General features: G+C 66.8%; 15 protein-coding genes and 1 tRNA gene. 9 read left to right on the top strand and 7 right to left on the bottom strand.

Annotated features, from left to right (window positions below):
• Positions 1 to 58: 58 nt before the first annotated feature.
• Positions 59 to 682: an NUDIX domain-containing protein gene (locus AACH06_RS05445; protein ID WP_341424609.1), complete on the bottom strand. Its 624-nt coding sequence runs from the start codon at positions 680 to 682 to the stop codon at positions 59 to 61.
• A gap of 65 nt (positions 683 to 747) precedes the next feature.
• Between AACH06_RS05445 and AACH06_RS05440 the strand changes: the two genes are divergently transcribed.
• Both AACH06_RS05440 and AACH06_RS05435 read left to right on the top strand, forming a co-directional pair.
• Positions 748 to 1,521, top strand: coding sequence for a DeoR/GlpR family DNA-binding transcription regulator (locus AACH06_RS05440; protein ID WP_341424608.1), 774 nt, complete (start codon positions 748 to 750; stop codon positions 1,519 to 1,521).
• Positions 1,522 to 1,551: 30 nt separating this feature from the next.
• Positions 1,552 to 1,626, top strand: a tRNA-Arg gene (locus AACH06_RS05435).
• A 41-nt stretch (positions 1,627 to 1,667) separates the two neighbouring features.
• Here AACH06_RS05435 and AACH06_RS05430 read toward each other — a convergent pair.
• Positions 1,668 to 3,311 (bottom strand): ABC transporter permease, encoded by a 1,644-nt coding sequence (locus tag AACH06_RS05430; protein WP_341424607.1) that lies wholly within the window; start codon positions 3,309 to 3,311, stop codon positions 1,668 to 1,670.
• Positions 3,312 to 3,400: 89 nt separating this feature from the next.
• Here AACH06_RS05430 and AACH06_RS05425 point away from each other — a divergent pair, with 89 nt between their 5' ends.
• The 7 genes from AACH06_RS05425 to AACH06_RS05395 all read left to right on the top strand — a co-directional run bounded on the left by AACH06_RS05425 (position 3,401) and on the right by AACH06_RS05395 (position 11,723).
• Positions 3,401 to 4,480, top strand: coding sequence for an ABC transporter ATP-binding protein (locus AACH06_RS05425; protein ID WP_341424606.1), 1,080 nt, complete (start codon positions 3,401 to 3,403; stop codon positions 4,478 to 4,480).
• A 234-nt stretch (positions 4,481 to 4,714) separates the two neighbouring features.
• Positions 4,715 to 6,151, top strand: coding sequence for a S41 family peptidase (locus tag AACH06_RS05420; protein ID WP_341424605.1), 1,437 nt, complete (start codon positions 4,715 to 4,717; stop codon positions 6,149 to 6,151).
• 85 nt (positions 6,152 to 6,236) lie between these two features.
• Positions 6,237 to 7,001, top strand: a complete 765-nt coding sequence (locus tag AACH06_RS05415; RefSeq protein WP_341424604.1) for a HesA/MoeB/ThiF family protein — start codon at positions 6,237 to 6,239, stop codon at positions 6,999 to 7,001.
• Positions 7,002 to 7,087: 86 nt separating this feature from the next.
• Positions 7,088 to 7,990: an LOG family protein gene (locus AACH06_RS05410; protein WP_341424603.1), complete on the top strand. Its 903-nt coding sequence runs from the start codon at positions 7,088 to 7,090 to the stop codon at positions 7,988 to 7,990.
• Between the two features lie 82 nt (positions 7,991 to 8,072).
• On the top strand, positions 8,073 to 8,987 hold the full coding sequence (gene rocF, locus AACH06_RS05405; RefSeq protein ID WP_341424602.1) for an arginase: 915 nt from the start codon (positions 8,073 to 8,075) through the stop codon (positions 8,985 to 8,987).
• A gap of 190 nt (positions 8,988 to 9,177) precedes the next feature.
• Positions 9,178 to 10,131 carry an alpha/beta hydrolase gene (locus AACH06_RS05400; RefSeq protein WP_341424601.1) on the top strand — a complete coding sequence of 318 codons (954 nt, stop codon included), beginning with the start codon at positions 9,178 to 9,180 and terminating at the stop codon, positions 10,129 to 10,131.
• Between the two features lie 56 nt (positions 10,132 to 10,187).
• Positions 10,188 to 11,723, top strand: coding sequence for an ABC transporter substrate-binding protein (locus tag AACH06_RS05395; protein WP_341424600.1), 1,536 nt, complete (start codon positions 10,188 to 10,190; stop codon positions 11,721 to 11,723).
• Between the two features lie 6 nt (positions 11,724 to 11,729).
• Here AACH06_RS05395 and AACH06_RS05390 read toward each other — a convergent pair whose 3' ends face one another.
• The 5 genes from AACH06_RS05390 to AACH06_RS05370 form a co-directional block, all read right to left on the bottom strand.
• Complete coding sequence (locus AACH06_RS05390; protein ID WP_341424599.1) at positions 11,730 to 13,907, bottom strand: YCF48-related protein; 2,178 nt, start codon at positions 13,905 to 13,907, stop codon at positions 11,730 to 11,732.
• Positions 13,908 to 14,090: 183 nt separating this feature from the next.
• Positions 14,091 to 14,594: a thermonuclease family protein gene (locus tag AACH06_RS05385; protein WP_341424598.1), complete on the bottom strand. Its 504-nt coding sequence runs from the start codon at positions 14,592 to 14,594 to the stop codon at positions 14,091 to 14,093.
• A gap of 38 nt (positions 14,595 to 14,632) precedes the next feature.
• Entirely contained in the window at positions 14,633 to 15,031 is a 399-nt protein-coding gene (locus tag AACH06_RS05380; RefSeq protein ID WP_341424597.1) for a YkvA family protein, read from the bottom strand.
• Positions 15,028 to 17,649 (bottom strand): ligase-associated DNA damage response DEXH box helicase, encoded by a 2,622-nt coding sequence (locus AACH06_RS05375; protein WP_341424596.1) that lies wholly within the window; start codon positions 17,647 to 17,649, stop codon positions 15,028 to 15,030. Before AACH06_RS05375 ends, AACH06_RS05380 begins: the two co-directional genes overlap by 4 nt.
• Positions 17,642 to 18,502 carry a DUF429 domain-containing protein gene (locus tag AACH06_RS05370; protein WP_341424595.1) on the bottom strand — a complete coding sequence of 287 codons (861 nt, stop codon included), beginning with the start codon at positions 18,500 to 18,502 and terminating at the stop codon, positions 17,642 to 17,644. The genes AACH06_RS05375 and AACH06_RS05370 overlap by 8 nt, the downstream gene beginning before the upstream one ends.

Genomic DNA, 18,502 nt, shown 5'->3' with positions numbered 1-18,502 from the left:
CCCTTCCGGTGAGGGCAGCGGGCCGACAGCCTGCAACCTGCGCCTTTACCTGGCGCCTTCAAGTGGCAGACAACTGCCGCAACCCGACCAAGGCCGCGTGCTGGAGCAGCATGATGGTCTTGCCATCCTGGATGCGGCCATCGGCCACCTGCCGCATCGCCTCGTCCAGCGGCAGCTCGACGACCTCGATGTCTTCGCCCTCGCCGGGATCGCCACCCCCCTGGCCGCGACGATCACGCTCGTCGTACTCGGCCACGAAGAAGTGCAGCTTCTCGGTGACCGAGCCCGGGCTCATGTAAGCCTCGAACACCTTGCGCGGCGCGCGCACCTCAAAGCCCGTTTCCTCGGCCACCTCGCGCCGAATCGCATCCTGAGGTGCTTCGCCTTCGAGCAGGCCCGCGCAGGCCTCCACCAGCATCCCGTCGGCACATCCATTGACATAGGCCGGAAAGCGGAACTGGCGCGTCAACACCACCGTGCCGCGCTCGGCATTGAACAGCAGCAGCACGGCACCGTTGCCGCGGTCGTAGGTCTCGCGGCTTTGGCGCTGCCAGCTGCCATCACGCCGCTGGAAATCGAAGGTGGTCTTCTTCAGCACAAACCAGTCGTCCGACAGCAGGCGCTCTTCGACAACACGGATGCGCGGCCGGCAAGCTGGAACGAAGATTTCTGATTCGTGCATGTTCATGATATTTCGTGCAGTTTCGTGCAATCATAGAGGCCCTGTCGTTCCACCGCAAGGCCGGCATGCTGACGACCCAACGCAAGCAATCCATCCTCGATCGCCTGGCCCGCGACGGTCAGGTCGTGGCCAAGGTGCTGGCCGAGGAGTGGCAAACCTCTGAAGACACCATCCGCCGCGACCTGCGGGAGCTGGCTCAAGCCGGCCGCCTGCAGCGCGTGCATGGCGGCGCTTTGCCCGTGGCCGCCGCCGCGGGCGATCTTTCAGTGCGTGAGCAGCTCTCGCCGCAAGACAAGACGGAGTTGGGTCGGTACGGCGCATCGCTGATTCGCCCGGGGCAGGTCGTGATCCTCGACGGCGGCACCACCGCCGTGCAGATCGCCCGCCACCTCGATCCGGCGCTTCGGGCCACCGTCGTCACCCACAGCCCCACGGTGGCGGTGGCGGCCTCGGCCCATCCCCACGTCGAGATCCTGATGCTCGGCGGGCGCCTGTTCCGTCACTCGATGGTGAACATCGGCGCCGGGGTGATCGCCGCCGCCGCGCAACTGCGGGCCGACCTCTACTTCATGGGCGTCACCGGCGTGCACCCGCAGGCCGGGCTGACGACTGGCGATGCCGAAGAGGCCGCGGTCAAGCGCGCGCTGCACGAGCGCGCCGCCGACACCATCGTGCTGGCATCGGCCGAGAAGCTGATGGCCGCCTCACCCTTTGTCGTGGGCGGTCTGAAAGAGGCCACGTCCATCGTCGTACCGGCCGCGACCACCGAGCGAACACTCAAGGCGCTGCGCTCGGCAGGCGCCACGGCCAGCCGGCCGACACCGTCTGCCCGTGCATGACCGCCGACCCATGCCAAAATCGCGCCCCTTGCCGCCGTAGTTCAATGGATAGAACGGGGACCTCCTAAGTCTCAGATGCAGGTTCGATTCCTGCCGGGGGCGCCAGGCCTTGCCTGGGCGCCGAAGAGGCCCGCTCGAGGGTGGAATCAGCCCGCGCGCAGCGCGCGCGACAACAGCACCACGGGAATCAGCCCGACCGCCACGATGGCGAGCGAAGGCAGCGCGGCTTCGGCCAAGCGCTCGTCACGGGCAAACTGATACGCCACCACCGCCAAGGTGTCGCTGCCGAAGGGGCGCAGCACCAGGGTGGCCGGCAGCTCCTTCATCGTGTCCACGAACACCAGCAGCGCCGCTGCGATGGTGGTGCGTCCCAGCAGCGGCAGGTGCAGCTCAAAGAAGGTGCGCCGCCGCCCGGCCCCGAGCAAGCGGGCCGATTCGTCGATCGAAGGCGGCACCCGTGCGTAGCCGGCCTGAACCGATTGCAGGGCCACAGCGGAGAAGCGCACCATGTACGCGTAGAGCAAGCCGGCGATCGTGCCCGTGACCAGCGCCGCCGCGCCCCACTGCGGTTGCCAGGCCTGGAGAGCCCCCGCCCAGAGCAGGATGCCGATCGCCACCACCGCCCCCGGCACCGCATAGCCCAGCGAGACGATGCGCGCCGCCCCGTGCAGCCAGGCCGCCCGCCGGCCCTGAGAGCGTCGCAAGGCAAAGGCCAACAACAGCGCGAAGAACACCGCGGCGGCCGCTGCGGCCGCCGCCAACTGGAAGCTGGACACGGCCCAGCCCGCAAATCGCGCGAGGTATCCCGCCGACAAGATGGGCGATGCCGCCGCACCGTCATCGCCGCCGCCTGTCTCGCGCCAGAGCAGCCGAACCAGCCACACCACGGGCGCCACGAACCCCACCAGAATCGGCACGCCGCAGACGATCCATGCGACGGCCTGTTGAGCCCCTTGCAGGCGCAAGGGGCGCGATGCCACGCCACCAGCGTGCGCGGTGGGGCGGTTGCCAGCGAACCGGATGCGAGCCTGCGCGCGTTGCTCGGCCCACAACAGCGCGGCCACCACCACCAGCAGAACGCTCGCCAATTGGGCCGCGGCGAGGTGGTCGTCCATCACCAGCCAGGCCTTGTAGATGCCGGTGGTGAAGGTGGTGAGCCCGAAGTACGAGCCCACGCCATAGTCGGCCAGCGTTTCCATCAACGCCAGCGCCACCCCCGCCGCCAGCGCCGGCCTGGCCATGGGCAGCGCCACTTCGAGCACTCGCCGTCGCAGCGAAGCACCCAGCAAACGGGCGGCCTCCATCATCGGCGCGGCCTGTTCCGCGAGCGCCGTGCGGACGAGCAGATAGACGTACGGGTACAGGCAGGCCACGAACAGCACCACCGCGCCGCCCAGACTGCGGACATCCGGCCACAGCGCCCCCTTGGCGCCGGTCAGCGCCCGCAGCCCCACCTGCAGCGGGCCGCTGTAATTCAGGGCATCGGTGTAGGCATAGGCCAGCACATAGGCCGGCATCGCCAGCGGCAGCAACAGCGCCCACTCGAAGACGCGACGGCCGCGAAACTCGAACAAGGTCACCGCCGCCGCCGTGGCGCCGCCCACGGCGGCCACGCCCACCGCCACCGACACCACGAGCAGCAACGACTGCTGGGCATAACCCGGCAGTACCGTCTCGAACTGCTGTCGCAGCACGTCGAGCGAACCGGCATCGATCGCCGTCCAGGCTCCGAGAACGCCCAGCACCGGCAAGGTCAGGGCGACAGCCAGAGCGACCAACAAACCCCTCATTCAGCGCCCCGGAAGGCGGCCCGAGCCCGCCTTGATGCACAGCAAATACGAACGATGCTCATTTCCATTGGGCCGGTATCATAAGCGCCATGTTTTTGCAGTTGGATCGCGTGAGCGTCGCCTATGGCCGGCCGGGCCAAGGCAAAGCCGCGGTGTCGGCCGCCTCGCTGTCGCTGGGCCGCGGGCAGATCGGCGTTTTGATCGGGCCATCCGGCTGCGGCAAGACCTCGCTGCTGCGGGCCGTGGCCGGGCTGGAGCGCGTTGCCGCAGGCGCCGTGCGACTCGGCGGCGAACTGCTCAGCGACCACGCCAGCGGCGTGAACGTGCCGCCGGAACACCGCGGCATCGGCATGGTGTTCCAGGACTACGCACTGTTCCCGCACCTGAGCGTCGCGGACAACATCGGCTTCGGGCTGGCCCACCTGCCGCGCCGCGAACGCGATACCCGGGTGGCCGAGATGCTGGATCTGGTCGGCCTGGCGCATGCCGCGAAACGGGCGCCGCACCAGCTGTCAGGCGGCCAGCAGCAGCGCATCGCGCTGGCCCGCGCGCTGGCCCGACGCCCCCGCCTGCTGCTGCTGGACGAGCCGTTTTCCAGCCTGGACGTGGACCTGCGGGAGCGACTGGCCCACGACGTCCGGGCGATCCTGAAGCAGATCGATGCCACCGCACTCTTCGTCACCCACGACCAGTTGGAGGCCTTTGCGATCGGCGACCTGATCGGCGTCATGCAGCACGGGCAACTCGACCAGTGGGACGACGCCTATGCGCTGTACCACCGCCCGGCCACCCGTTTTGTGGCGGGCTTCATCGGCCACGGGGTGTTCACGCCGGGCCAGATCGTGGCCCACCCCGGCGGGCCGCGGGTGCGCACCGCGGTAGGCGAGCTGGCGGATGTCGACGAATGCCTGCTGCCCGAGGCCTACCCCGGTGGGGCGTGCGATGTGCTGCTGCGGGCGGACGACATCGTCCATGACGACGAAGCGACGGTGAAGGCGTGCATCGAGCGCAAGGCGTTCCGCGGGTCCGAGTTTCTCTACACCCTTCGCCTGGCCACCGGCGAACAGGTGCTGGCCCATGTGCCCTCGCACCACGACCACCAGCTGGGCGAATGGATCGGTATCCGTCCCCAGGTCGACCACGTGGTGACGTTTCCACGCGAAAACTGAATCCGCAACGAACCGTCGAATCGGCATCGCGCGCCCCGCATGCCCTTTTCCACCCGCCGCGAGCAGTTTTCAGGCACCCGAAATGCCCCTGGAAACGTGAAGAATTGTGAGCACCCGCTCACGACATTTGCCACGTCGCGCAAACAACTTTTCGGTTTTCCCGGGAACTCCTGCAAACCACGCAGACCTATACTTGGCTCGCATGCGTTTGCGAGCGTTTCAAGGCGAGACACGATGGGTGCAAAACTGAAAGTGGCGGGTCTGTTGACCCTGGGTGCGGTGGCAGGTGCATTGACAACGATGCAACTGACAGCCATCGCACGGAACAACTACGCGCCGATCCCGCTGGAAGAAATGCAGCAGCTCGCTCGCGCGTTCGACATCCTCAAGAGCGACTATGTCGAGCCGGTCGACGAGAAAAAGCTGATCAATGATGCCTTGGCGGGCATGGTCTCTGGCTTGGACCCGCACTCGCAGTATTTCGACAAGAAGAGCTTCAAGGAATTCCGCGAATCGACCACCGGCAAGTTCGTCGGCGTCGGTATCGAAATTGGCATGGAAGACGGCGTCGTCAAGGTCGTCTCCCCGATCGAAGGCTCGCCGGCCTTCCGCGCCGGCATCAAGTCGGGCGACCTGATCACGAAGATTGACGACACGCCCGTCAAGGGCCTCGGCATGGAACAGGCCGTCAAGCGCATGCGTGGCGACCCGAACACCAAGGTTGTGCTGACGGTCTTCCGCAAGTCGGAGAACCGCAGCTTCCCGTTGACGATCACCCGCGAAGAGATCCGGGTGCAAAGCGTGCGCGCCAAGGTGGTCGAACCCGGTTACGCCTGGCTGCGCGTCACCCAGTTCCAGGAACGCACGATCGACGATTTCAGCCGCAAGCTGGAAGAGCTTTACAAGCAAGACCCCAACCTGAAGGGCCTGGTGCTCGATCTTCGCAACGACCCGGGCGGCCTGCTCGAAGGCGCGGTGGCGCTGTCGGCAGCCTTCCTGCCCAGCGATGTGGTGGTGGTCAGCACGAATGGCCAGATCGCCGATTCGAAGTACACCTACCATGCGTCGCCTGACAACTACATGCGCCGCGGCGGCGTCGACCCGCTCAAGCGCCTGCCGGCTGCCGTGAAGACGGTGCCGCTGGTGGTGCTGGTCAACGAGGGCTCGGCCTCGGCCAGCGAGATCGTCGCCGGCGCACTGCAGGATCACCACCGTGCCGTGGTGATGGGCGCGCAGACCTTCGGCAAGGGCTCGGTCCAGACGATCCGCCCGCTGTCGGCCGACACCGCACTGAAGATCACGACCGCGCGCTACTACACGCCCAGCGGCCGCTCGATCCAGGCCAAGGGCATCGTGCCCGACGTGTGGCTGGACGAAACCGCCGAGGGCAATGTGTTCGCCGCGCTGCGCATGCGCGAAGCCGACCTCGAAAAGCACCTGCAAAACGGCGAAGAGAAAAACGAGGCTCGCGAGAAGGCGCGCGAGGAAGCCCGCAAGAAGCTCGAAGAGCAGGCCGAGAAGATCAAGGACGGCTCCATCAAGCCGCTGCCCGAATTCGGCAGTGCTGAAGACTTCCAACTGGCCCAGGCCCTCAACCGGCTGAAGAACCGGCCGGTGATGGTGAGCAAGACCATGACCGAGCGGCCGCTCGACACCGACACCGACCACTGATCGACAGCGTGCCACGCACGCCATCCACCCACGAGCGCCGCCGGCCCGCATGGGCTCGCGGCGCTTCTTCTTGGCACTTGCCACGATGACCGACGACGACCTGCTGCGCTACTCGCGTCACATCCTTTTGGACGAGATCGGCATCGAAGGCCAGGCCCGCCTCGCCGCCGGACATGCGCTGATCATCGGTGCCGGCGGTCTCGGCTCACCGGTGTCGCTGTACCTCGGCACGGCCGGGGTGGGGCAGATCACGCTGGTCGACCATGACGCCGTTGACCTGACCAACCTGCAGCGGCAAATTGCCCACACCATGGCGCGCATCGGCACGCCGAAGGCCGAATCGGCCCGCACCGCGATGCTGGCCATCAACCCGACGCTTCAGGTGCGGGCCATCTGCCAGCGTGCAGACGCCGCCTCCCTGGATGAACTGGTGGCCGAGGCCGACGTGGTGGTCGATTGCAGCGACAACTTCTCGACCCGCCATGCGGTGAACGCCGCCTGCGTCCGGCATGCCAAGCCACTGGTGGCCGGCGCCGCGATCGGCTTCGATGGCCAGATCTCGGTCTATGACACCCGCCAGGCGACGGCACCCTGCTATGCCTGCCTCTTTCCGCCGGACGCGACGACCGAAGAAACGCGCTGTGCGTTGATGGGCGTGCTGGCGCCGCTGGTGGGCATCATCGGCACGATGCAGGCGACCGAAGCCCTCAAGTTGCTGGCTGGCGTGGGCGAATCGCTGGCAGGACGGCTGTTGATGCTGGATGCGCGCAGCATGCGCTGGGACGAGATCCGGCTGGCCCGCCAGGCCGATTGCCCAGTCTGCGCCTCGGTGCGGTCGCAGCGCCGCTGATTGCGCCTGTGCTTGGTGCACCGTCGCGCGCCAGCACGGTGCGGCAGGGGTAAGCTCACTGCCCCAGTTTCAACACCTGCCGCCGGATGGACAAGCCGATCGACCTGACCGCCCGCAACTTCCCCAGCGCCGAAGAAGAGGCGCAGGCGCTGACCGCGCCGCCGCGCTACGACGGGCCTGAAAGCAGCTACCGCCTGGCCTTCACGGACACCGATTTCCTCGTTCGCCCCGAGCTGCGCCCGGTGCGCATGCAGCTCGAGTTGCTCAAACCCGAGCTCGTCCAGCAAGAGCTGGACATCCGCAGCACCGTGGTGATCTTTGGCAGCGCCCGCATCGTGCCCGCGGATGTGGCGCAGGCCCGCCTCCACGATGCCCAAGCCGTGGGTGACGCCGCGGCCATTCGGCGCGCCGAGACGCAGCTGTCGATGAGCCGCTTCTATGAAGAAGCCCGGCTGTTCGCCACCTTGGTGACCGAGCGCTCACGCCGCCTGGCACGGCCGATCTATGTATGCACGGGGGGCGGTCCGGGCATCATGGAAGCCGGCAACCGCGGCGCCCACGAGACCGGCGGCAAGAGCATCGGCCTGAACATCGTGCTGCCCCACGAGCAGGCGCCCAACCCGTACATCACGCCGGAGCTGTGCTTCCAGTTCCACTACTTTGCGCTGCGGAAGATGCACTTCCTGATGCGTTCGGTGGCACTGGTCTGCTTCCCCGGCGGCTTCGGTACGCTGGACGAGCTGTTTGAAGCCATGACGCTGATGCAGACCGGCAAGTGCCGGCGCCGCCCCATCCTGCTGTTCGGGCGAGAGTTCTGGACGCGCCTGATCGACTTCGAATTCCTGATCGAAACAGGCATGATCAGCCCGGGCGACGAGACGCTGTTCCGCTTCGTCGAAAGCGCGGACGAAGCCTGGGACGTGCTGGCGCAGGACTACGGCCTGGACACCGGCGAAGACGGCAACGGCGACTACGGCAGCGGCATCTGAGCGCTTTTCGCCGCCGAAAATCCGGCCAGCCAGGCTCCTGGACGCATCCTTCTCGGCCCTGAACCCCTGACAATACGCACCCATGCTGAAAAAAGTCTCCCTCATCGGCGCGCCGACCGACATCGGCGCCGGGGCGCGCGGCGCCAGCATGGGCCCCGAGGCCATGCGCGTGGCCAACCTCGGCCCCATCCTGCAAGGCCATGGTCTGGAAGTGCTGGATCGGGGCAACCTGATCGGCCCCTCCAACCCGTGGCTGCCACCCACCAACGGCTACCGTCACCTCGACGAAGTCGTCGCCTGGAACCAGCTCGTTCACGATGCCGTGTACACCGAGCTGTCAGACGGCCGCATGCCCATCCTGCTGGGTGGCGATCATTGCCTGGGCCTCGGCTCGATCAGCGCGGTGGCGCGTCACTGCCGTGAAGCCGGCAAGAAGCTGCGCATCCTCTGGTTGGACGCCCACGCCGACTTCAACACCAACGAGTTGACGCCCAGCGGCAACATACATGGCATGCCGGTGGCCTGCCTGTGCGGCCATGGCCCGAAAGAGCTGATCGAGATCGGTGGGCAGGTGCCGGCCATCAACCCCAAGTGGGTTCGCCAGATCGGTATCCGCTCGGTCGACCCCGGCGAAAAGAAGTTGGTGCATGAGGTGGGCCTCGAGGTGTACGACATGCGCTACATCGACGAGATGGGCATGCGGCACACGATGGAGCTGGCCTTGGCCACGATGGACGTGAACACCCACCTTCACGTCAGCTTCGACGTCGACTTCCTCGACCCCGACATCGCACCAGGCGTGGGCACCACCATTCCCGGCGGCCCCACCTACCGCGAAGCCCAGCTGTGCATGGAGATGATCGCCGACACCGGCCGCCTCGCCAGCCTGGACGTGATGGAGCTGAACCCCGCCCTCGACGTGCGCAACAAGACCGCGATGGTGGCGGTGGACCTGATCGAAAGCCTGTTCGGCAAGAGCACTTTGATGCGCAAGTGAGCGCCTGCTGCGGCCGGAAGCTCTTCCTCGCCGCCAGTTCGAAGCACCCCAGCCCCGCTTGGCCACGCCAGCGGGGCTTTTTGCTGCGTAACACCTGCTCACCACTGACAACCAAACAGCCGGCATGCGCGTTGCTCACGCTGGCGAGAATCCGCCAGCTTCCCATCCGGCTTTGATGTCGCCTCTGCCCATGCGCTCCTACCTGTCTGCTCTGGCCCTCTCCTCCTTGAGCCTGCTGGCTGCCTGCGGCGGCGGCGGGCAATCCAGCCAAGCCGTTGACCTGTTCCAGACGACCGTCTACGGCGCCGCCGAATTGCGGGTCTACAGCGATGTGACCTACTCGCGCCGCCCGAATTGGAACGGCGTGCAATACACCTCCGATTCACGCAAATCGCAGGAACTGGGCACCGATCAGCTGACGCTGAAGATGGACGTGTGGGTGCCGCCGAACGCCACCTCGGCCACCCCGATGCCCTTGGTCGTCTTCGTCCACGGTGGCGGCTACGTGCAAGGCGGCAAGGAAGAGCGTGCCGACGACGCGAGCGGCTACGCCCGCGCCGGCTTCGTCACCGCATCGATCAACTACCGGCTCACCCCCGACAACACCGACAGCGCCGACCTGCGCACCATGGCCATCATCCAGGCCAGCGACGACCTGATGAACGCGGTGCGCCATCTGAAGGCGAACGCCAGCGTCTACCACGTCGACACCTCGCGCATCGCGATCGTCGGCACTTCGGCCGGCGGGGGGCTGTCGCTGGTGGGTGCCATCGAAGGGGGTGATGCCGTGCCGCTGGCGGGCACCTCGTCGGACTACCCAGGGGTCTCGGCGGACGTGGCGGCGTCCGTGTCCACCGGCGCAACGCTGATCGACCCGATGTTCGACTCGGATGCACTGCTCAACTACGATCGAGCCGACGCACCGGTGCTGCTGTTCCACGCCACCCCGCAAGACCAGACGACCGGGGCCACCTGGGATGGCAACGTGGTGCCGACTCAATCCCGCATCAATGCGTCCGGCAACAGCTGCACCACCGTGCCGACACCCGATGCGCCGCACACCGTGCCTCTGGGGATCGACAGCAAATGGTGGCCGACCGTCCGCGACTTCCTCTGGGCCCGTCTCAATCTCTCGGTGATCTGATCGCCCGATGGCGCCGCCTCGGGCGGCGCATTTTCACAGGCGGCCTGGCCGCCGCCTTGTGCACCCTCAGCCTGGTGCCCGCTTCCGCAGCCACGCTGCGTGTGGCCAGCGGCTTCGATCCCCAGTCGATGGACCCCCATGCCATCGCGCTGCTGTACCACTCGCGCGTCGTCTACCAAGTCTATGAATCCTTGGTCGGCCGCGACGCCCGCTTCAAGCTCGAGCCCGCTCTGGCGTTGAGCTGGAGCCAGCCCAACCCGACCACCTGGCGCTTCAAGCTGCGCCCCGGCGTCAAGTTCCACGACGGCACGCCGTTCACCGCCGACGACGTGGTCTTCTCGGTGGAACGGGTGCTCGCCCCTCCGTCCCAACGCGCGTTCCAATTGCAGGGGGTCACCGGTGCGAGGGCCGTGGACCCGCTCACCGTCGATCTGCTGCTCTCGGCACCCGACGCGGTGTTGCCAGAGAAGCTGCAGTACTGGAGCATCATGAGCCGCGCCTGGGCGCAGAAGCACGGCGTGCTCAAGGCCCAGGATTTCAACGGCCAGCAAGAGACCTATGCGGTACGCCACGCGAACGGCACCGGCCCCTTCATGCTGGATCGCTACGAGCCCGACGTACGGGCGGTGCTCAAAGCCAATCCGCAGTGGTGGGGGCGTGGTGACCCACGCAACGGCAACCTCGACGACGTGCACTTCGTGCCGATTCGCTCCGACGCGACACGCCTGGCCGCGTTGACATCGGGCGAGATCGATCTGGTGCTCGACCCGCCGTTCCAGGATGTCGAGCGCCTCGGCCGGGACAGCCGGGTCAAGCTGATGCAAACCACCGACATCGGCCAGCAGTACCTCACCTTCGATCAGGCCAACGACGAGCTGGCCGAGAGCGACCTGAAGGGCAAAAACCCGTTCAAGGACCTGCGGGTGAGGCGGGCGATCCACCACGCACTGAACGTCGATTTGATCGTGGCCAAGGTGCTGCGGGGCCAGGGCGCCCCCACAGGCGCTCTGCTGTCGCCGATGCTCGACGGCTCGCCAGGCGAACTGGACAAACGCCTGCCTTACGACCCCGCCAAGGCGCGCAGCCTGCTCGCTGAAGCGGGCTACCCCCAGGGCTTCTCGGTGACGCTGGACTGCGTGAACATCGCCTTTCGGGAAAACGTCTGCCAGGCCGCGGCCGCCATGCTCACCCAGGTGGGCATCCGCACCAAGCTGCGCTCGTCACCCACCAATCAGTTCTTCCCCAAGCTCAGCCAGGCCAGCGCCAGCCTCATCGAATTCGGCTTCACACCGCAGCCCGACGCCTGGACCACGCTGAACGCCCTGTTCCGCAGCAAGGCGCCCGGCAGCGGCACCTTCAACGCCGGGCGCTACAGCAACCCCCAGCTCGATGCGCTGATCGACGCCATCCGCATCGAGCCCGACCTCGCACGTCGACGGGCCCTGATCGGCACCGCCCTGCGCCTGGCCAGCGACGACCTGCCGGTCATCCCGCTCTACCGCCGCACCCTGACCTGGGCGATGGCCAAGAACGTGCAAGCCGTGCAGTGGGCCAACGACACGATCGAGCTGCGGTGGGTCAGCGTGAAGTGAGTGGCGTCATCGCCCAGCAGTTGCTGTAGCCAGCACCGTGCCGTTTTCGCCGACGATCCAGCCGGTATATCCGTCCAGGAAGAATGCGCTCCGAAGCGCACGGACCGTTCCGGTTGGCTGTACAGCCCAAGTCTTGCCTCCGTCCACAGTGGACAGGACCGTGCCTTGATCTCCGACGATCCAGCCGTGCATCGCGTCGGTGAATGTGACGCTGTTGAGCGTGTCGCGGGTCGGCACCGGAACTCTGCTCCAGGTGAGCCCGGTGTCGGTCGACTTGATGACAGTTCCATCCCACCCCACGGCCCATCCGGTTGTCGCGTCGCTGAACGTCAGCGCGGACAGCGAGTTGAACTGCCCGGTGGGCCTGACACTCCAGGTGGCTCCACCGTCATCCGTGCGCTGAACGCCGAGGGCTCCCACCACAAAGCCCACCCTCGAATCAAGAAAGTGAATTCCCCACAAGCTGCTGGATTCGCCCTCGGTTTGGCGTTGCCACGTATCGCCACCGTTGCTGGTGACGTAAATGTCTCGCCCTTCGGAGATCGCCCAGCCGTGCGACGCGTCAGCAAAGTGAAAGTCGTAGGGGTAGCTCATGGCGTCGCTCAGCAGCGGTGTCCACCATGTGGCACCGCCATCGGTGGTCTTGCTGATGCCCCAGTCGCCTGAAATCCACCCGGTCGTCGGCGAAATGAACTGCAGTCGGCTGAACAGCCCACTGCTGTTGCCTGTGAGCGTCTTCTGCGTCCAAGTCCGGCCACCATCGGCCGTCTCCAGCAACGATCCGCCTGTTCCTGCCGCCAACCCCTTCTTGGCATCGAAAAACCAAACGGCGCTCAATCCGGCCGAGTCTTCGCCAACCGCCGAGCCAAAGACTTGCCGCCAAGATCGACCGCCATCACGCGAGCAGTAGACCCGGTCGCCGTAGCTCAACCACCACCCACCCGCATTCATGACGAATCTGCTGGGCCATGCGCTCTGCTCGGCATCTACCCCGAAATGCGTCCAGTGCGCGCCGGCATCGGTGGTGACGTAGCCACCTCTCCCTTCGAAAAACCAATAGGTGCGCTCATCCACGGCCTGGCCCGAATAGGCCGGCTGCGAGGGATAGACATCCGGAGGCAGCACCACCTTGGACCAATTGGAGCCAGCGTCAACGCTACGAAACAACCCCTCGTAACCCGCTGCCCAAATCGTCTTCTCGCCAAAGGGATGTAGCGAGCTGATGTCTTCCGGTAGCCCTGCGGGGGTGAAAGCCACCCACGACGCTCCACCATCAGCGGTTCGAACCCAAGAGTAAGAGTGCAGGCCTGACGTCCATACGGCGTAGCGCAAGAGGCCCGAGCGCGCGTCGCCCATTCCGAACAGCTCGATGTACCGACCGCCGTCGGAGCTCCCGAACGATGTCACCAGTTCATCGGTCCCCATGTGCCCAGACTTGTAGACCGCACCGTATGAGGCTCTCCAGACCACCCCATCGTCCGTCACGTCATCGGCCCCATCCAATTGCCCTACGGCCCAGGATTCACCTCCGTCCAGTGTTCCGCGCAGTCGATAGCTACCGATGTCAGCCACGACACGCGACTCGTCGAGCACCACGAGCCCTGGATCCCGCGGAGAGCTACCGAAATCTGCCTGAGGGGCCTGTTGGCGCCATGTCGCCCCGGCATCGGTGGTGTGGAGGATGGTGCCCCCGTAGCCGAGGATCCAACCGGTGCTCGTACCGGCAAAGCGTACGTGCGTCAGGGTTGCGGTCACGTTGGATGCCTGCTGCACCCACGTTTGCCCACCATCGGATGTCTTCAGAATCTGCCCGGCGTCGCCCACCGCCCAGCCAGTATTGGTGTCCACAAAGGCCACATCCCGGATTTCGTTGCCGACGGGCAAAGGACGCTGCCAACACCAACCCTGGCTGGCCCCTCCGGCGCAAGTGAGGTCCTTGACGAGCGAGAAGCGCCCCGAGGTCACCTTGAATTTCGCCTCTCGGGTCGCTCCGTCCGCGTTGCTGACCGTGAGGGTGACCTCATACTCGCCAGGCTGGGCGAATTGATGGCCAGGAGCCGAATCGCTGCTCGACGAGCCATCTCCGAAGTCCCAATGGAATGTCAGGCCTTCCGCATTGGGAACATCGCTGCCAAAGGTCACCGTCGCTTCGGTATCGACGGTACCGGTGCCACTGATGGTCACCGTGTCAGGCAGCGCGACCACAGGGTCAGAATCGCTCCCTCCGCCCCCGCCGCAGGCACCCAAGAAAAGGCAGAGGCTCAACGAGCCGATCCAGCCAGAGTGACGCCAATCCATCCCTCTATTCCCTCGCAAGTTGTGTTTTAAGTAACCAATAATCATACAAGGGTGAGATCGGCCGCCTTCTCAATGCAGCCCGCTGCCAGGCTCACACGGCCCATGCCTCTGCCGGAAATCCCGCGGGCGCTCTGGCCGGGGCTGAGCGAACAGGCCGCGGTGGCCGCGGCGCGCGGTGGCCTCTTCGGCGGCGTAGGGGCCGGGGTCGTCGTGAAAGCGGTCGCTCCACGCATGGCCTTCGAGCACCAGTCGTGCCCCCAGGTCGTGCTGATCGACCGAGATGCGTGCAAGGGTTCGGCCCCAGGCGTCGCGGCCCAGGGTGTCGACCTGCAAGGTGCGATGGGCCACCAGTCGATCCAGTGCCGCACGCGCCGCGGCGCCACCGGCTTGGCAGATCTCTGGTGCATCCAGGCCTTGAAGCCGAAGCTTGACCGGCTTGCCCCCACCTGAGGGCCGCAGCCACAGGGTGTCGCCATCGCTGACGTGGCTGGCCGTGCCGGTCAAGGCCCACGCGGCACCGGGGCACAGGCTGATCAGCAGCCCGGCCCACAAGCTGCTCGCCAGGCCGCGCATGACGCCGCGCCCGGGGCCACGCAAGAGACCACGCCCTCTCATGAGGCGAAGAAGGCCGTGTACGCCGCCCAACCCAGCAAGCCCAGGACGGCCAGCCACACCAGCGCAATCAGCAGGGCACCCCACCACAGCCTGGGCAGGCGACCCGCATGCGATTCGGCCTCGTCCAGGCACCGTTGCCACAGCGTCGCCGGCACCATCTTCACCACCAGCGCCACGCCCAGCGGAATGAGGATGATGTCGTCCAGCTGCCCGAGCACGGGGATGAAGTCCGGCACGAGGTCGATCGGGCTGAGCGCATAGGCCAGCACGCTCCAGGCGACCCACTTGGCGGCGCGCGGCGTCTCACGGTGGCGAACCAGTTTCCACAGTGCGATCAGGTAGGTGGCCAGCCGCACCTTGCGGCCCAGTTGCCAGGCTTTGCCAAACAGGCTCATGTCAAGGAATCGTCGCGGTCAGGTGGCCCGGTGGGCGGCGCAGGCGCCAAATTGTAGGCAGCGCTTTCGGCAGGCGCTGGGATGGGCCGTATCGGTCGTCGCCGTGCGCGGGGCGGCCGAGCTGCTTCGGCCGACGGCGATGCCACGGGCTCTGGGGCCGGCGCCGCGGGCGAAGCGTCCAGCCGCTGCTGGGCTTCGGCCAACAGGCGGGCGAGGCGGTCCTGCATCTTCTCGTTGCTCAGTCGCTCGCGCAAGCGCTCCACCATCAGCGGCAATGCGAAAGGGCTGGCGGCCCGCAGATCCACCAATCGCGCGCGGCGGCCAGCCAGGTCACGCATCACTTCGCGCAGCCGGCTCAGCTCCAGCTCTTGCGACAGTGCCTCGTTCTCGGCCTGGCTGAGCAAGCGGTTGCCCGCGTCGTACTTGCGAAAAACCTCGTAGAACAGCGAAGACGAGGCCTGCAGTTGCTTCAACCCTTTGTGCGCGCCAGGGTAGCCGGTGAAGATCAAGCCTGCCACGCGCGCAATCTCGCGGAACCGGCGCTGCGCCAGCTCACGCGCATTCAAGCTGGCCAGCACATCATCCAGCAGGCCTTCCACCGACCACGCGCTGCCATCGAGCAACGCAGCGAGATCGACAGGCTTGGCGCCCAGCAGCTCGAAGCCCAGATCACTGAAGGCCAGCGAGTAGGTATTGGGCTCGTGACGGGCCAGTCGCCAGGCCAGCAGGCCCGCCAGACCCAGGTGCACATGGCGCCCTGCAAACGGATAGATGAAGAGGTGATGCCCTTCGCGCGAGCGGTAACGCTCGATCAACAGCTCGCCGGGTTCGGGCAGGCGCGACAGGCTCCGTTGGGTCTCCAGCATCGGGCCCGCTGCCCGCAGCTCGGGGCTGTCGAGCACCAGCGCCCCCCCGGGCCCTGAACCCGCGCGTTCGATCACCGCGCGTACGGCGTCGGCCATCGCGCTCGAAAACGCCATACGCGCCCCGTTCCATACGACCACGCGGCCCGTGGCCCGCGCCGCCAGGCGCACATACGCGGTCATCTCGCGGGTGCGAACGTACTCGAGCACGCGGCCGGCAAAGACGAAGCAATCGCCAGCCGACAGGCGCGCGATGAAGCTCTCCTCGATCGTGCCGAGCGAGCCGCCCGACAGCCAGGCGACCTTCATCGCGGTATCGCCCACGATCGTGCCGATCTGCAGCTTGTGGCGCTGAGCGATGCCGCGGTCCACCACGCGGTACCGGCCTTCCGCCTCCACCCAGCGAATGCGGTGGTACTCGGGGTAGGCGTGCAGGCTGTGGCCGCCACGTTCCACAAAGGCCAGGACCCAGTCAAACTCTTCGCGGGTCAGCGCCGCGTAGGCCGGGGCGCTGCGCACTTCGTCGAACAGTTCGTCGGCGGTGAAGCCGCCCCCGAGCGCCACAGTGACCAGGTGCTGCACCAGCACGTCCAGCGGCTTGTCTGGCGAGCAGCGCTCTTCCACGCGACCGGCCAACGCCGCCTCACGGGCGGCCACGGCCTCCACCAACTCCAGCGTGTGGGTGGGCACCACCGTGACGCGGCTCGGCCGGCCCGGCGCGTGGCCCGATCGGCCCGCCCGTTGCAGCAACCGCGCGATCCCCTTGGCCGAACCGATCTGAAGCACCCGCTCAACCGGGAGGAAATCCACGCCCAGATCGAGCGAAGAGGTCGCCACCACCGCCTTCAGCGTGCCAGCCTTCAGGCCCGCCTCCACCCATTCGCGCACTTCCTTGTCCAGCGATCCATGGTGTAGCGCGATCTGTCCGGCCCAATCCGGCCGGGCCTCCAGCAGCAGCTGATACCAGATCTCGGCCTGTGAGCGAACGTTCGTGAAGATCAGCGTGGTGCCGGTGCTCGCCTCGATCTCCCGCACCACCGCGGGCTGCATCTGCGCCCCGAGGTGGCCACCCCAGGTGAAGCGCCCGGGTTGATCGGGCAACAGCGTGTCGATGACCAGCGATTTGTCGATGCGCCCGCGCACCAGGCACCCTTGCTCATGGCCGAGCAGCGTGTGCATCGCCTCTTGCAGGTTGCCCAAGGTGGCAGAAAGGCCCCAGACGATGAGGTGCGGGTTCCAACGCCGCAACCGCGCCAGCGCGAGTTGCACCTGCACACCCCGCTTGCTGCCGATCAGCTCGTGCCATTCGTCGACGATCACCGTTTGCACCGATGCGAGCTCGTCGGCCACCTGAGCGCGGGTGAGCATCAGGCTCAAGGACTCGGGGGTGGTCACCAGCACGGTGGGCCAGCGCCGATCCTGCCGGGCCCGCTCTGCCGACGGGGTGTCTCCGCTGCGAAGGCCGATCGTGGCCCGCGGCCTCAGATCGGCCAGCGGCGCCTGGAGGGCGCGCAACGTGTCGGCCGCGAGCGCGCGCATGGGCGTGATCCACAACACCGACAGCGGGGGAGCACCCTGCCCGCCTTGCGGAATCCGTTCGATGGCCCCAAAGGCCACCGCGTAGGTCTTGCCGGCACCGGTGGTCGCATGCAGCAGGCCGCTGTCGGCACGAGCCGCCGCGGCCCAGACCTCACGCTGGAACTCGAACGGACGCCAGCCGCGGCGCGCGAACCAAGCGTCCGCCGTGTCAGGCATCGGCTGGCACCGCGCTGACGATCCAGCCTTCCAGCGGATCGAGCCGAGCCGGCAGGCCAAAGTTGGGTTGGGTGCTCGCCCAGCCCGCCTGCACCATGCACAACACCGCATCCAGCCGATCACCCGATGCATCGGCCACGAGTGCATCGCGCTGCGCATGGCTCAGTTTCAAGCGCAGGCCCAGGCGGCTGCGGCCCTGCTCCAGCGCCTCGACGAGGTCTTTTCGGGCGATGAGGCGCTCGGGCGTCTGCTTGGCCTTGTCGTCACTCTTGTAAGAGCGCGACCCTAGCAGCTCGCGCGCCAACAGGCCCGGGTACGACTCCAACGCCACGCGCTGTTCGTCGCCCGCCTGCAGGCCGTGCAGATGAACGCCCGCGGCCCTCAGCCGAGGAACGCCCGCATGCAGCATGAAAGCCACTGGGGGATTGACCCACTTCATGCTCGGCGACGAGCCAGCCGGGCCATCACAGGCTCGATGCGCGAACTTGGCACCCACGGGCCGTGCCGCGCAGAAGGCCGCGAAGGTCTCCCGGATCTGGTCGCGGCTCAAGCCAGCGTAGTGGTGGATCAACGTCGGCCAGTCGGTGGGCCAGCCCAGGTGCTCCACCAGCTCGCGCGGCAGCCCAAACGGAAGATCGAAGCCGCCCACCCAAGGCCCCGGCGTGCGCAACAAGGCCTCGAAGGCCTCCAGGCTGGGCAGCGCCTCGATCGAATCCAGCTTGAGAACCGCCCCCGAGCGCCTGCCCCACGCAGCGACGATGGGCTTGGCCGGACGCGGTGCGCTGGAAAAATCGACGCCCAGCAGCAAAGGCGTCGGCAGGGCAGGATCGGGCAAGGCGGGAGACGCGGACAT

It is taken from the genome of Ideonella lacteola (assembly GCF_038066555.1).
GTDB classification, from domain to species: Bacteria; Pseudomonadota; Gammaproteobacteria; order Burkholderiales; family Burkholderiaceae_C; genus Ideonella; species Ideonella lacteola.
Note: the sequence above shows the minus strand (reverse complement) of the source record. Positions and strands in the feature narration are given on the sequence as shown.